Raw genomic sequence first — 12851 nt, forward strand, 5'->3', positions numbered from 1 at the left:
AGGGTTGGCCGGTGGCCGTTGATCTGTCACAGCTCGTGAAGGCGTACGACGTGCGCGGCATCGTCCCCGACCAGTGGGACGAGTCGCTCGCCGAGCTCTTCGGGGCGGCCTTCGTCCGGGTGACCGGCGCGAGCGCGATCGTCATCGGGCACGACATGCGGCCCTCGTCCCCCGGCCTGTCCGGCGCCTTCGCGCGCGGGGCGGCAGCCCAGGGCGTCGACGTCACCGAGATCGGCCTGTGCTCCACCGACCAGCTGTACTACGCCTCGGGTGCGCTGAACCTGCCGGGCGCGATGTTCACGGCCTCCCACAACCCGGCCCAGTACAACGGCATCAAGCTGTGCCGCGCGGGCGCCGCCCCCGTCGGCCAGGACACCGGCCTCACCGAGATCCGCGAGCTCGTCGAGGGCTGGGCCGAGTCGGGCGCCCCCGCCCCGGCCGCGACCCAGGGAACGGTCACACGGCGCGAGACGTTGGAGGACTACGCGGCCCACCTGCGCTCCCTCGTCGACCTGACCGCCATCCGCCCCCTGAAGGTCGTCGTCGACGCGGGCAACGGCATGGGCGGGCACACGGTTCCCACGGTCTTCGCGGGCCTGCCCCTGACCCTCGTCCCGATGTACTTCGAGCTGGACGGCACGTTCCCGAACCACGAGGCCAACCCCCTCGACCCGGCGAACCTCGTCGACCTGCAAAAGCGCGTCCGAGAGGAGTCCGCCGACCTCGGCATCGCCTTCGACGGCGACGCCGACCGCTGCTTCGTCGTCGACGAGCACGGCGACCCGGTCTCCCCGTCGGCCATCACCGCCCTGGTGGCCGCGCGCGAGCTGGCCAGGAACGGCGGCAAGGGCGTGATCATCCACAACCTGATCACCTCCTGGTCGGTCCCGGAGGTCGTCAAGGAGAACGGCGGCACCCCCGTCCGCACCCGCGTGGGCCACTCCTTCATCAAGGCCGAGATGGCGACGTCCGGCGCGATCTTCGGCGGCGAGCACTCGGCGCACTACTACTTCAAGGACTTCTGGAACGCCGACACCGGCATGCTGGCCGCCCTCCACGTCCTCGCCGCCCTCGGCGGCCAAAAGGGCCCGCTGTCCGGCCTCGTCGCCTCCTACGACCGCTACACCGGCTCCGGCGAGATCAACTCCACGGTCGCCGACCAGCAGGACCGCCTCACCGCGATCCGCTCCGCCTACGAGGGCCAGGAGGGCGTGACCCTCGACCACCTCGACGGCCTCACCATCACGACCGCCGACTGGTGGTTCAACGTCCGCCCGTCCAACACGGAACCGCTGCTGCGGCTCAACGCGGAGGCCAGGGACGAGGCGACGATGACGAAGATCCGGGACGAGGTACTGGCGATCATCAGGGCGTGAGGCAACGAGGTCTGGGCCCGCTGCGTTGCCTGCTCGGCTGCGGGCAGCCGCTGCACCGCCCTGGCGGCGGGCACCTGCCCGTCCGCCGTAGCTGCGGGCAGCCGTGACGCTGGGGCGGCACGGGTGGGCGCGGCGGCACCCCGCCAGCGCGGGCAAGCGAAACCCCGCCCACCCGCACGCGACCGACGCCGGTCACTCACCCACCGACCCCGCTCGGCCCAGCCCCGGTCACCGCGCCGACCCCGGTTATCCACAACCCCGGCACCCACCCCCCACCGGCGGTACGCTGACCAGGCACATCCGCTCACGCAGCCGTACCGCCCCCGAAGGGAACCCTCATGCCGCTCGAAGCCGGCCTCCTGGAGATCCTCGCCTGCCCGGCCTGTCACGCCCCTCTCGAGGAGCAGGACACCGAGCTGATCTGCACCGGCCAGGACTGCGGCCTCGCGTACCCGGTCCGCGACGGCATCCCGGTCCTCCTCGTCGACGAGGCCCGCCGCCCCGCGTGACGATGCCGCCCGGCCCCCGAAGGCCTGACGGGGCCCCGCGCGTGTAATCGACGAACCCGGCGATCGGAGGAGTCTGCCGCCCATGCTCGACGAATCGCTGCTCGACACCCCCGAGGCGCTCTCGGAGGCCGACCGCCGCGGCCTGCTGCGCGGCGCCGCCGAAGCAGGCGCCCGCGTCCGCACCGCTGCCCGGCACGCCGCCGAGGCCGGTGTCAACGAACTCAAGCCCGACGGCCGCCCCCGCGCGGTCCTCATCGCGGGCCCCGGCGCCGCCGCCACCCACGTCGCCGACCTCCTCGGCACGCTCGCCGGCGCCGGCAGCCCCGTCATCCGCCTCGCCCCCACCGGCGTCGCCCCCGCCGCGGGCGCCCTGCGCTGGGAGCTCCCGGGCTGGACCGGCTCGGTTGACCTGCTCCTGATCGCCACCCCCGACGGCACCGAACCCGGCCTCTCCCTCCTCACCGACCAGGCCTACCGCCGCGGCTGCACGGTCGTCGCCGTGGCCCCCGCCGGCACCCCGCTCACCGAAGCGGTCGAGGGCGCCCACGGCCTGTTCGTACCGCTCGCGACGGCCCCGTACGAGCAGGACGGGCAGCAACTCGCCGCGTCCGCCCCCGGCGTCCTGTGGGCGCTGCTCACGCCGCTGCTCGCGATCCTCGACCGCACCGGCCTGCTCGCCGCCCCGCCGGACGTGCTGGAGAAGGTCTCCGACCGCCTGGACCACATCGCCGAGCGCTGCGGGCCCGCCATCGCGACGTACAGCAACCCGGCGAAGACCCTGGCCGCCGAACTCGCCGACGCGCTGCCGGTGATCTGGACGGAGGGCGTCTCGGCCGGCCCGGCGGGCCGCCGGTTCGCCGCCGCGCTCGCCGAACTCTCCGGCCGCCCCGCCGTGGTCGCCGAACTGCCCGAGGCGCTCGCCGCGCACAGCACGCTGCTCGCCGGCCCGCTGGCCGCCAGCGCCGACCCCGACGACTTCTTCCGCGACCGCGTGGAGGAAGCGCCCGCGCTGCACGCACGCGTGGTGCTCCTCCGCGACCGCCCCATCGGCGGCCTCACCGCCGCCCCGGCCGCCCGTGACCTGGCCCTGAGCCACGACACCCCGATCAGCGAGCTCGAACCGGAGGAAGGCGCCGAACTGGAGACCCTCGCGGAACTGATCGCCATCACGGATTTCGCCGCGGTTTACCTGGCGCTCGCCTCCGGAGCCTGATCATGCCCGGGACGCCCTGACCGTCGTACAGAAAGAACCCGATGGACCGCCTCGACAACACCGTCCGCCCCTACGCCTGGGGTTCCACCACCGCCATCCCCGACCTCCTGGGCATCACGCCGAGCGGCGAGCCACAGGCGGAGATGTGGATGGGGGCCCACCCCGGAGCCCCCTCGCGCACCGCGCGCGGCACGCTCGTCGAGGTCGTCGAGGCCGATCCGGAACGGGAGCTCGGAGCCGCGGCCGTCGCGAAGTTCGGCCCGCGCCTGCCCTTCCTGCTCAAGATCCTCGCCGCCGGCGCCCCGCTCTCCCTCCAGGTGCACCCCAACCTCGCGCAGGCCAAGGAGGGTTACGAGGACGAGGAGCGCCGCGGCATCCCCGTGGACGCCGGGCACCGCAACTACAAGGACGCCAACCACAAGCCCGAACTCATCTGCGCGCTCACCGAGTTCGACGGCCTGTGCGGCTTCCGCGACCCGAACCAGGCCGCCGAACTGCTGGCCGGCCTCGGCGTCGACTCCCTCAAGCCGTACGTCGACCTGCTGCACGCCCACCCCGAGGACGCCGCCCTGCGCGAGGTCCTCACGGCCGTCCTCAGCGCCGACCGCGAGGAGATGGCCCGTACGGTCACGGAGGCAGCCGCCGCCTGCGCCCGCCTCGGCGGCGCGTACGCCCCGTACGCGGACATCGCCCACCACTACCCGGGCGACCCGGGCGTCATCGCGGCCATGCTCCTGAACCACGTCCGACTGCAGCCCGGCGAGGCCTTGTTCCTCGGCGCCGGCATCCCGCACGCCTACCTGAACGGTCTGGGTGTCGAGATCATGGCCAACTCGGACAACGTCCTGCGCTGCGGCCTGACCCCCAAGCACGTCGACGTCCCCGAACTCCTGCGCATCGTCCGCTTCGAGGCCGCCGACCCCGGCGTGCTGCGCCCGGAGGCGTCCCCGGACGGCGAGGAGGTCTACGAGACCCCGATCGACGAGTTCCGGCTGTCGAGGTACGTCCTCCCCGAGGGCGGCGCCGCCCATGACCTGACGCGCCCGACCTCGCAGATCCTGCTCTGCACGGCGGGTTCGGTCCGGGCGGGGGAGCACGAGCTGAGCCCTGGTCAGTCGGTGTTCGTCCCGGCGGGCGAGAAGGCCGAGGTGTCCGGGACGGGCACGGTCTTCCGGGCAACTGTGATCGTATGACCGGCACTGTGGACACCTGACGAGTCGCCCCCGGGCAGGGCTGCAACAATGGCCCACCGGCAAAGCGCGGGCAAAGGCGGAAAAGGCCGAGCCCGGGACGGCGTACGAAGGGATAACGCGAACACATGAGCGCGTCAGGCGGTACCAAGGCGATCGTGGCGGCACTCGGCGCCAACCTCGCGATCGCGGCATCGAAGTTCGTGGCGTTCGCGTTCAGCGGTTCCTCGTCGATGCTCGCCGAGGGCGTCCACTCGCTCGCCGACTCCGGCAACCAGTTCCTGCTCCTGCTCGGCGGCAAGAAGGCCCAGCGCGAAGCCACCCCGCAGCACCCGTTCGGCTACGGCCGCGAGCGCTACATCTACGCCTTCCTCGTCTCCATCGTCCTGTTCTCGGTCGGCGGCATGTTCGCCATCTACGAGGGCTACGAGAAGATCAAGCACCCGCACGAGGTCGAGCACTGGTACTGGCCGGTCGGCGTCCTCGTCTTCGCGATCATCGCCGAGGGCTTCTCCTTCCGGACCGCCATCAAGGAGTCCAACGAACTGCGGGGCTCCCAGACCTGGTCCCAGTTCGTCCGCCGCGCCAAGGCGCCCGAGCTGCCCGTAGTCCTCCTTGAGGACTTCGGCGCGCTCATCGGCCTGGTCCTCGCCCTCGGCGGCGTCGGCCTCGCCCTGATCACCGGCGACGGCGTCTGGGACGGCATCGGCACCCTCTGCATCGGCATCCTGCTCATCCTGATCGCGCTCGTCCTGGCCGCCGAGACCAAGTCCCTGCTGCTCGGCGAGGCCGCGGGCGTCGACGAGGTCAAGAGGATCGAGACCGCGATCGTCGACGGTGACACCGTCACGGGCATCATCCACATGCGCACGCTCCACCTCGGCCCCGAGGAGCTCCTGGTCGCCGCCAAGATCGCCGTCCAGCACGACGACACGGCCACCGAGGTCGCGGGCGCCATCAACGCGGCCGAGGCCCGTATCCGCGAGGCCGTCCCGATCGCCCGCGTCATCTACCTGGAGCCCGACATCTACAGCGAGGCCGAGGCCGCCAAGGGCCCCGACCGTGAGGCCACACCCGGAGGACCGGCCCAGCAGCCCACCGCCGGCCACTGACGACCGAGGGCCCGCCGGATCCCGGCGGGCCCTCAGTTCTTCCTCCTCGCTCCTCACACCTGCATCACCCAGGGCGGCGGCCCGCACCCTGTGCCGTACGACCAGAGCGGCGATCCGGGCCCGACACACAGACCCGCTGAGCGATCGTCACCCCACCTCGCTCAACACCCCAAGCACCGCCGCCGCGTCCGCCGCGGCCGTGAGCCGCTCCCGGAACCCGGTGTCCATCAACTTCCGCGACAGCAGCGCCAGAATCCGCAGATGCTCGTCCCCCGCGGCCGCCTCCGGCACGGCGATCATGAACACCAGCTTGGCCCTCGTACCGTCCAGGGACCCCCACTCGACCCCCTCCGCGGACCGCGCGAACCCGACGACAGGAGCCGTCACCGCATCCGTCTTGGCATGCGGAATCGCGATCTCCTCACCGAGCCCGGTCGTGCCCTGCGCCTCCCGCCGCAGCGCCGTCGCCACCAGCTCGTCCACGTCAGCGACCCTGCCGCTCCGCGCCAGCAGCCCGGCCATCTCACGGATGGCGGCCTCCTTGCCGTCCGCATCGAGTCCGACCTTCACGGTCTGCTCGGTGAGATACCCGGAGAGCACTTCGGCATCGCCCGGAGCGGCTGACGAGGCAGCGGCGGGCAAGGCGGATGGAGAGGCGGGCGAGGTGGTCGGCGCGGGCGCCGCGGCCACGCTCCGCTGCGCCACTACGCCGACGGCGTCCGGCGCCACTCCCGCACCCGCCCCGACCAGCACCGGCTCGGGCCCGGCCACCGCCACGCCGTCGACCGCATCTCCACGCCGCCTGCGCTCGCTCACGTCCACGAGGCCGACGGTCGTCAGCGCCGTGACGACCGTGCCGATCACCACAGCCACGAAGAACATCGGCACACCGCTGACCGCGCCGAGCACCGCCACGATCGGCCCGCCGTGCGGCACCGCGTCCTCGACCCCGGCGACCCCGGCGATCGCGCCGGCCACCGCGCCGCCGAGCATGTTGGCCGGGATGACCTGCGCGGGCCGCGCCGCCGCGAACGGGATCGCGCCCTCGGAGATGCCGAAGCACCCCATGAAGAGCGCGGCGAGCCCGGTCTCCCGCTCCTGTTCGGTGTAGAGCCGCTTGCGGATCAGCGTCGCGAGCCCCTGACCCAGCGGCATCACCGGGATCGCGGCGGCACACATGCCCATGACCGTCTGGTTGCCGGTCGCGATGAGACCGGCGCCGAACAGGAACGCCGTCTTGTTGACCGGTCCGCCCATGTCGAACGCGATCATCAGCCCGAGGATCGCGCCCAACAGGATCGCGCTGGTACCGGTCATACCGCTGAGCCAGTCGGTCAGGTGCTCGAACACCCAGGAGATCGGTTTGCCGAGGACGTAGATGAAGAACAGCCCGAGCGCCGTGGTCGCCACGATCGGGATCACGATGATCGGCATGATCGGCTGCACGAACTTCGGGACCTTGACCTTCTTGATCCACAGCACCAGATACCCGGCGAGGAAGCCGGTCACGATCGCCCCGATGAAACCGGCGCCCGCCTTGGAGTCGTAGAGCTCACCGGTGTTCGCTATCCAGCCGCCGATCATGCCGGGGACGAGGGCGGGGCGGTCGCCGATGGCGTACGCGATGTAGCCGGAGAGGATCGGCACCATCAGCGTGAAGCCGATGACGCCGATGTTGTTCACGTCCATCCAGAAGGAGTCCTTCGGGATGACCAGACCGCCGGACGGGTCCGTGTGCCCGCCGAGCGAGAGGGAGATCGCGATCAGCAGGCCGCCGACCACCACGAACGGGATCATGTAACTGACCCCGTTCATCAGCGCCTTGTACCCGACGCTGCGTTCCTTCCCGCCGGACGAGGCCACCGCTGCTGCCGCGCCGGCCTGGTGCACCGGCGCCGACCGGACCCGCTCGATCAACTGCTCCGGATGGTGAATGCCCTCCGCCACCCCGACCTTGAGGACCCGCTTGCCGGCGAAACGGCTCAGATCCACGTCCTTGTCCGCAGCGACGATGATGCCGTCCGCGGTTCTGACATCGTTGTCATCGAGGACGTTCTCAGCCCCGATCGATCCCTGGGTCTCCACCTTCATGTCGATGCCGCGGCTCTCGGCGGCCTGCTGAAGCTTCTCCGCCGCCATGTACGTGTGCGCGATGCCGGTCGGACACGCGGTCACCGCGAGCAGCTTCACTCTCTGCCGCTCGCCACTGCCACTGCCCGTGGGGGGAGGGCCGGCCGGACTGGTCACGTCGATCTCCTAACGCCTTTGTCACGCGGAACGCCGTCCCTGACGCCCCGCGAGATCGATCAGCTGGTCCCGATCTCTTCGCATCGTCCACCACCCCGCCGACGAGCCCAAAGAAGCGAAAAGCTCCTGTTCGACCCTGTCTGCTGGTCCCGCTCCGGCGACCGGGGGTGTCCCGTTATCGCTGTCCCGTCCGGCGCTCCCCATGCCTAGGGCATCCCTTGAAGGACGCTATGGGTTCGGAGGTGGACTGGGGACGGCCCCTCGTACCGGTGTAGCTTGGGACGAAGCCAGACGTCGCTGCTGATGGCGGTCGGGCGGTCCCACCGCGGACCGACCGAGGGAGAGAGGGCCTCCGACGGACTGCGCTGCGCGCACCGGGCATGCCTGTGTCCTCTTTTCGGGCACCCCTGTGTCCGCCGCCGCGCAGACCAGCCGTACCCACCTCGCCCCAACCCCGAGGAGCAGCTAGCAATGACGACTGTCGAAAACCGACAGGACTTCAAGGTCGCCGACCTCTCCCTGGCCGAGTTCGGCCGCAAGGAGATCACCCTCGCCGAGCACGAGATGCCCGGCCTGATGGCGATCCGCAAGGAGTTCGCCGCCACCCAGCCGCTGGCCGGCGCCCGCATCATGGGCTCGCTGCACATGACCGTGCAGACCGCCGTCCTGATCGAGACCCTGGTCGCCCTGGGCGCCCAGGTCCGTTGGGTCTCCTGCAACATCTTCTCCACCCAGGACCACGCGGCCGCCGCCATCGCCGTCGGCCCGAACGGTACGCCCGACAACCCGCAGGGCATCCCGGTCTTCGCCTGGAAGGGCGAGACGCTGGAGGAGTACTGGTGGTGCACGGAGCAGGCGCTGACCTGGCCGAACACCCCCACCGGCGGCCCGAACATGATCCTCGACGACGGTGGTGACGCCACCCTCCTCGTACACAAGGGCGTCGAGTACGAGAAGGCCGGCAAGGTCCCCTCGGTCGACACCGCCGAGAACGACGAGCACCGCGTCATCCTCGAACTCCTGAACCGCACCATCACCGAGGGCTCCCAGAAGTGGACCCAGCTCGCCTCGGAGATCCGCGGCGTGACCGAGGAGACCACCACCGGCGTCCACCGCCTGTACGAGATGCAGCGCGACGGCCAGCTGCTCTTCCCGGCGATCAACGTGAACGACGCCGTGACGAAGTCGAAGTTCGACAACAAGTACGGCTGCCGCCACTCCCTGATCGACGGCATCAACCGCGCCACCGACGTCCTCATCGGCGGCAAGACCGCCGTCGTCTGCGGCTACGGCGACGTCGGCAAGGGCTGCGCGGAGTCGCTGCGCGGTCAGGGCGCCCGTGTCATCGTCACCGAGATCGACCCGATCTGCGCCCTCCAGGCGGCGATGGACGGCTACCAGGTCACGACCCTCGACGAGGTCATCGACAAGGCCGACATCTTCATCACCACGACCGGCAACAAGGACATCATCATGGCCAGCGACATGGCCAAGATGAAGCACCAGGCCATCGTCGGCAACATCGGCCACTTCGACAACGAGATCGACATGGCCGGCCTCGCCAAGATCCCCGGCATCGTCAAGGACGAGGTCAAGCCGCAGGTTCACACCTGGAAGTTCCCCGACGGCAAGGTCCTCATCGTGCTGTCCGAGGGCCGCCTGCTGAACCTGGGCAACGCGACCGGCCACCCGTCGTTCGTGATGTCCAACTCCTTCGCGGACCAGACGCTGGCCCAGATCGAGCTGTTCACCAAGCAGTCCGAGTACCCGATCGGCGTGTACACGCTGCCCAAGCACCTGGACGAGAAGGTCGCCCGTCTCCACCTGGACGCGCTCGGCGTGAAGCTGACGACGCTCCGCCCGGAGCAGGCCTCCTACATCGGCGTCGAGGTCGACGGCCCGTACAAGCCGGACCACTACCGCTACTGAGCCACCCGCACCTCAGCAGCACCACCTCCGAGGCAGGCCCCCGCACCCCCGTGCCGGGGGCCTGCCCCTTTGGCCGCCGTGGCCGGACCAGCCCGCGCCGCCACGCCCGGACCAACCCGTCAAGACCCAGGACCCCCATGCCCCGCGGCCGATATTCGCTTCATGATCCGCACGATCACACCCCCCTCGCGGAAGAGCACTTCCACTGCGCCCCCGGCCCCGCCGGCTGGCGCTACGTCTCCCAACTGACCACCCCCACGGGCGACCACACCGGCTCCGTCGACCTCGCCCTCGACGAACTCGGCCGCCCCATCCGCCTGGAACTCCATGCCGCCGGCTGGCAGGTGCGCGGCGCCGCCCTCGACGGGGTCACCTGGGTGCGCACCGACCCCACAGGGGCTCACGCCACGGAAGGCAATGTCCGCGCCCACGCCTTCACCGGCACTTCCCCCGCCTTCCTCATCGCCACCGCCCGCCTCCTGCGCCTCACCCCTTCCACCTCGGCCACCCGCGTACGGCTGGTCGCCTTCACGGATCCGGTCCTCGCCCCGCGCACCGTGGACCAGTCCTGGGCCCTGCTGAAAAGCGAAGCACACGCCACTGACAACGGCCCGCTGACCGTGGACGAATACCAGGTCACAGCCCTGGACACCGGCGAACAACACACCGTGCACATCGCGGGAGACGTGGTCCTCGCGGCACCCGGCGTCGAGCTGGAGGACCTGGAATCGCCGCCGACCGTGTTCCCTTGAGACCGGGCGCGGAGGAGACGGCGTGAGGGCGGCCTAGGCGGGGGGCGCGAACCCGGTGCGGGGAAGCGCGGACGGCGCCGCCTCGGACTCGTCCCGGCGAGCCTCGGGCTCGTGGGCGACGGCAGGCTGAGGAGCCGCCGCCGCAGCGGACGAAGGAGCTTGAGCAGGGGACCAGTTCTGCGCCGGCGCGTACGCGTACGCCCCCGGCCCCCCGACCGGAGAAGCAGGCACCCCGCCCCCGGTCATCGCACGGCTTGCGAAAGCCCGCCGTACCTCTCGGGCCTGCCGCTCCTGCACGACCGCCGCCAGATAGGCCGCCGACGGAACACCGTGCGGCGCCGGAGTCCCCGTATGCGCGACGACGTCCGCGGCCAGCCGCTCGGCCATGGCCGAGCCGACCTGCGGATCGAGCTGCTGCATCCGCGCCAGGTACTGACGAATGGCCAGCCACAGCCCGTCGGGAACCGACGACAGATCGAGCCCGGAGAACCGCCCGGCCAGCCAGGGCGGCGGCGGAGGCAGAAAACCCGAGGTCGACACCGGCACCCGTTCCCGTACGACGAGAGTCCCCGCGAACACGTCCCCGAGCCGCCGCCCCCGAGCGGAGACCAGAGACGCGATACAGGCGACCACCCCGAACGTCAGCAGGATCTCGATCACCCCGATCCCACCCCGCACCAGAGCGTGCCGGAACCGGATCGGCCCACCGTCGTCCCGGACCACCCGCAGCCCGCACGCCATCTTCCCGAGCGAACGACCGTGACTGAGCGTCTCGACGGCGATCGGCCCGCCCACCATCACCAGCACGAACGCGGCGAGGGACACCGCGAACTGGGCCGCTTCGTCCAACGAGGACGTCGAAGCCACCAGAGCGACGGTCACGAGGATGTAGGCGACAACGGCCACCAACAGATCGAGCAGTACGGCGAGCGCCCTGCTCGGCAGCCTCGCGGGACGCAGTTCCAGCGCCACCGCCTCGCCCGTCACCAGCTCACTCACGCCCGCCGTCCTTCCCCTGACCCACCCCGAGAACCGTCAGTCTGCCAAGCTGAGGGCGCATCGCGCCCCAGTACGACAAGCTGACACCGCGACGAGCCGCCGACGACCCTCCGAGGAGCAGCCGAAACCGATGGACCTCGACGTCTTCGTCTCCGCCCACAGAGCGGAGTGGGATCGCCTGGACGCCCTGCTCCGCCGCCAGCGCAGACTCACCGGCGCCGAGACCGACGAACTCGTCACTCTCTATCAACGCACGGCCACCCACCTCTCGCTGATCCAGTCCAGCGCTCCCGACCCCCAGCTGACGGGACGGCTCAGCCAACTGGTGGCACGCGCGCGTAGTGCCGTCACAGGCACCCGCCGAGCCTCCTGGAGAGACGTCACCCGCTTCCTGACCCACGGTTTCCCGGCAGCGGTCTACAGGGCGCGCCACTGGTGGGTCCCCACCGCGCTTCTCTCCACAGCCGTAGCGGTCCTCCTGGGCTGGTGGATCGGCACCCATCCCGAAGTGCAGTCCTCCATAGCGGCGCCCAGCGAACTGCGCGAGCTCACCCGCCCCGGTGGCCAGTACGAGACGTACTACTCCAGCCACCCGGCAGCCTCGTTCGCCGCCCAGGTCTGGACGAACAACGCGTGGGCCGCTGCCCAGTGTCTGATCCTGGGCGTGTTCCTCGGGCTCCCGGTCCTGTGGATCCTCTTCCAGAACATGCTCAACCTCGGTGTCGGCTTCGGCCTGATGTCCTCGGCCGGCCGCCTGGACACCTTCCTCGGCCTCGTCCTGCCGCACGGCCTTCTCGAACTGACCGCGGTCTTCGTCGCCGCGGGCACCGGCCTGCGCCTCGGCTGGACCGTCATCGACCCCGGCCCACGCACCCGGCGAGCAGCCCTCGCAGAAGAGGGCCGCGCGGCGATCGGCATGGCGATCGGCCTGGCCCTGATCCTCTTCGTCTCCGGTGCGATCGAAGGCTTCGTCACCCCCTCTGGCCTGCCTACCTGGGCCCGCATCACCATCGGAGTCGTCGCCGAGGCGGCCTTCCTGGCGTACGTCTATGTAGTGGGCGGTCGCGCGGCTCGCACCGGCGAAACGGGCGACGTCGAGGCCGCTGAACGCAGCGCCGCCGTCCCCATGGCCGCCTGATGTGCGTGTGGGGCTGCTGAGCTGCTAGTCTCCTCTTCGCCCCACAGGAGCCGTTGACACGGAGCTGGTGGGGAGGTAGATTCGAACAGTTGCCTGGAACTGGATCTCATCCGGTCGGCGACAGTGAGTGTCTGTCTGCTTCTAGAAATATCAATTTCGAAGAAGCCCCCTCCCGATGATTCGGAAATGAGCAGTCGGTCAGACCGGCGCGAAACTTCTGATAAAGTCGGAACCGCCGGAAAGGGAAACGCGAAAGCGAGAACCTGGAAAGCACCGAGGAAATCGGAACCGGAAACGGTCTGATAGAGTCGGAAACGCAAGACCGAAGGGAAAAGCCCGGAGGAAAGCCTGAGAGAGTCTCTCGGGTGAGTACAAAGGAAGCGTCC

10 protein-coding genes are annotated in these 12851 nt (G+C 70.4%); 8 read left to right on the forward strand and 2 right to left on the reverse strand.

The genetic code is table 11. The features are described from left to right. Window positions 1-11: 11 nt before the first annotated feature. The 5 genes from ACIHIX_RS29725 to ACIHIX_RS29745 all read left to right on the forward strand — a co-directional run bounded on the left by ACIHIX_RS29725 (window position 12) and on the right by ACIHIX_RS29745 (window position 5400). Window positions 12-1376, forward strand: coding sequence for a phosphomannomutase/phosphoglucomutase (locus tag ACIHIX_RS29725; protein ID WP_399961423.1), 1365 nt, complete (start codon window positions 12-14; stop codon window positions 1374-1376). Between the two features lie 338 nt (window positions 1377-1714). Beyond that, complete coding sequence (locus tag ACIHIX_RS29730) at window positions 1715-1885, forward strand: Trm112 family protein (protein ID WP_078936097.1); 171 nt, start codon at window positions 1715-1717, stop codon at window positions 1883-1885. A gap of 82 nt (window positions 1886-1967) precedes the next feature. Next, window positions 1968-3098: an SIS domain-containing protein gene (locus ACIHIX_RS29735; protein ID WP_399961425.1), complete on the forward strand. Its 1131-nt coding sequence runs from the start codon at window positions 1968-1970 to the stop codon at window positions 3096-3098. 41 nt (window positions 3099-3139) lie between these two features. After that, on the forward strand, window positions 3140-4291 hold the full coding sequence (manA, locus tag ACIHIX_RS29740) for a mannose-6-phosphate isomerase, class I (RefSeq protein WP_399961427.1): 1152 nt from the start codon (window positions 3140-3142) through the stop codon (window positions 4289-4291). A 125-nt stretch (window positions 4292-4416) separates the two neighbouring features. Continuing rightward, entirely contained in the window at window positions 4417-5400 is a 984-nt protein-coding gene (locus tag ACIHIX_RS29745; protein WP_399961429.1) for a cation diffusion facilitator family transporter, read from the forward strand. A gap of 147 nt (window positions 5401-5547) precedes the next feature. Here ACIHIX_RS29745 and ACIHIX_RS29750 read toward each other — a convergent pair whose 3' ends face one another. Next, window positions 5548-7647, reverse strand: a complete 2100-nt coding sequence (locus tag ACIHIX_RS29750; protein ID WP_399961431.1) for a fructose-specific PTS transporter subunit EIIC — start codon at window positions 7645-7647, stop codon at window positions 5548-5550. A 471-nt stretch (window positions 7648-8118) separates the two neighbouring features. Here ACIHIX_RS29750 and ahcY point away from each other — a divergent pair, with 471 nt between their 5' ends. Then, window positions 8119-9576, forward strand: a complete 1458-nt coding sequence (gene ahcY, locus ACIHIX_RS29755) for an adenosylhomocysteinase (RefSeq protein WP_399961433.1) — start codon at window positions 8119-8121, stop codon at window positions 9574-9576. 137 nt (window positions 9577-9713) lie between these two features. After that, on the forward strand, window positions 9714-10328 hold the full coding sequence (locus ACIHIX_RS29760; RefSeq protein ID WP_399961435.1) for a hypothetical protein: 615 nt from the start codon (window positions 9714-9716) through the stop codon (window positions 10326-10328). Between the two features lie 33 nt (window positions 10329-10361). Here the strand turns inward: ACIHIX_RS29760 and ACIHIX_RS29765 are convergent, their stop codons facing one another. Next, on the reverse strand, window positions 10362-11327 hold the full coding sequence (locus ACIHIX_RS29765; protein ID WP_399961437.1) for an RDD family protein: 966 nt from the start codon (window positions 11325-11327) through the stop codon (window positions 10362-10364). Between the two features lie 130 nt (window positions 11328-11457). Between ACIHIX_RS29765 and ACIHIX_RS29770 the strand changes: the two genes are divergently transcribed. After that, window positions 11458-12465, forward strand: a complete 1008-nt coding sequence (locus ACIHIX_RS29770) for a stage II sporulation protein M (RefSeq protein WP_399961439.1) — start codon at window positions 11458-11460, stop codon at window positions 12463-12465. The last annotated feature ends 386 nt before the right edge of the window (window positions 12466-12851 follow it).

This window comes from Streptomyces sp. NPDC051913 (genome assembly GCF_044593635.1).
Taxonomy (GTDB): domain Bacteria; phylum Actinomycetota; class Actinomycetes; order Streptomycetales; family Streptomycetaceae; genus Streptomyces.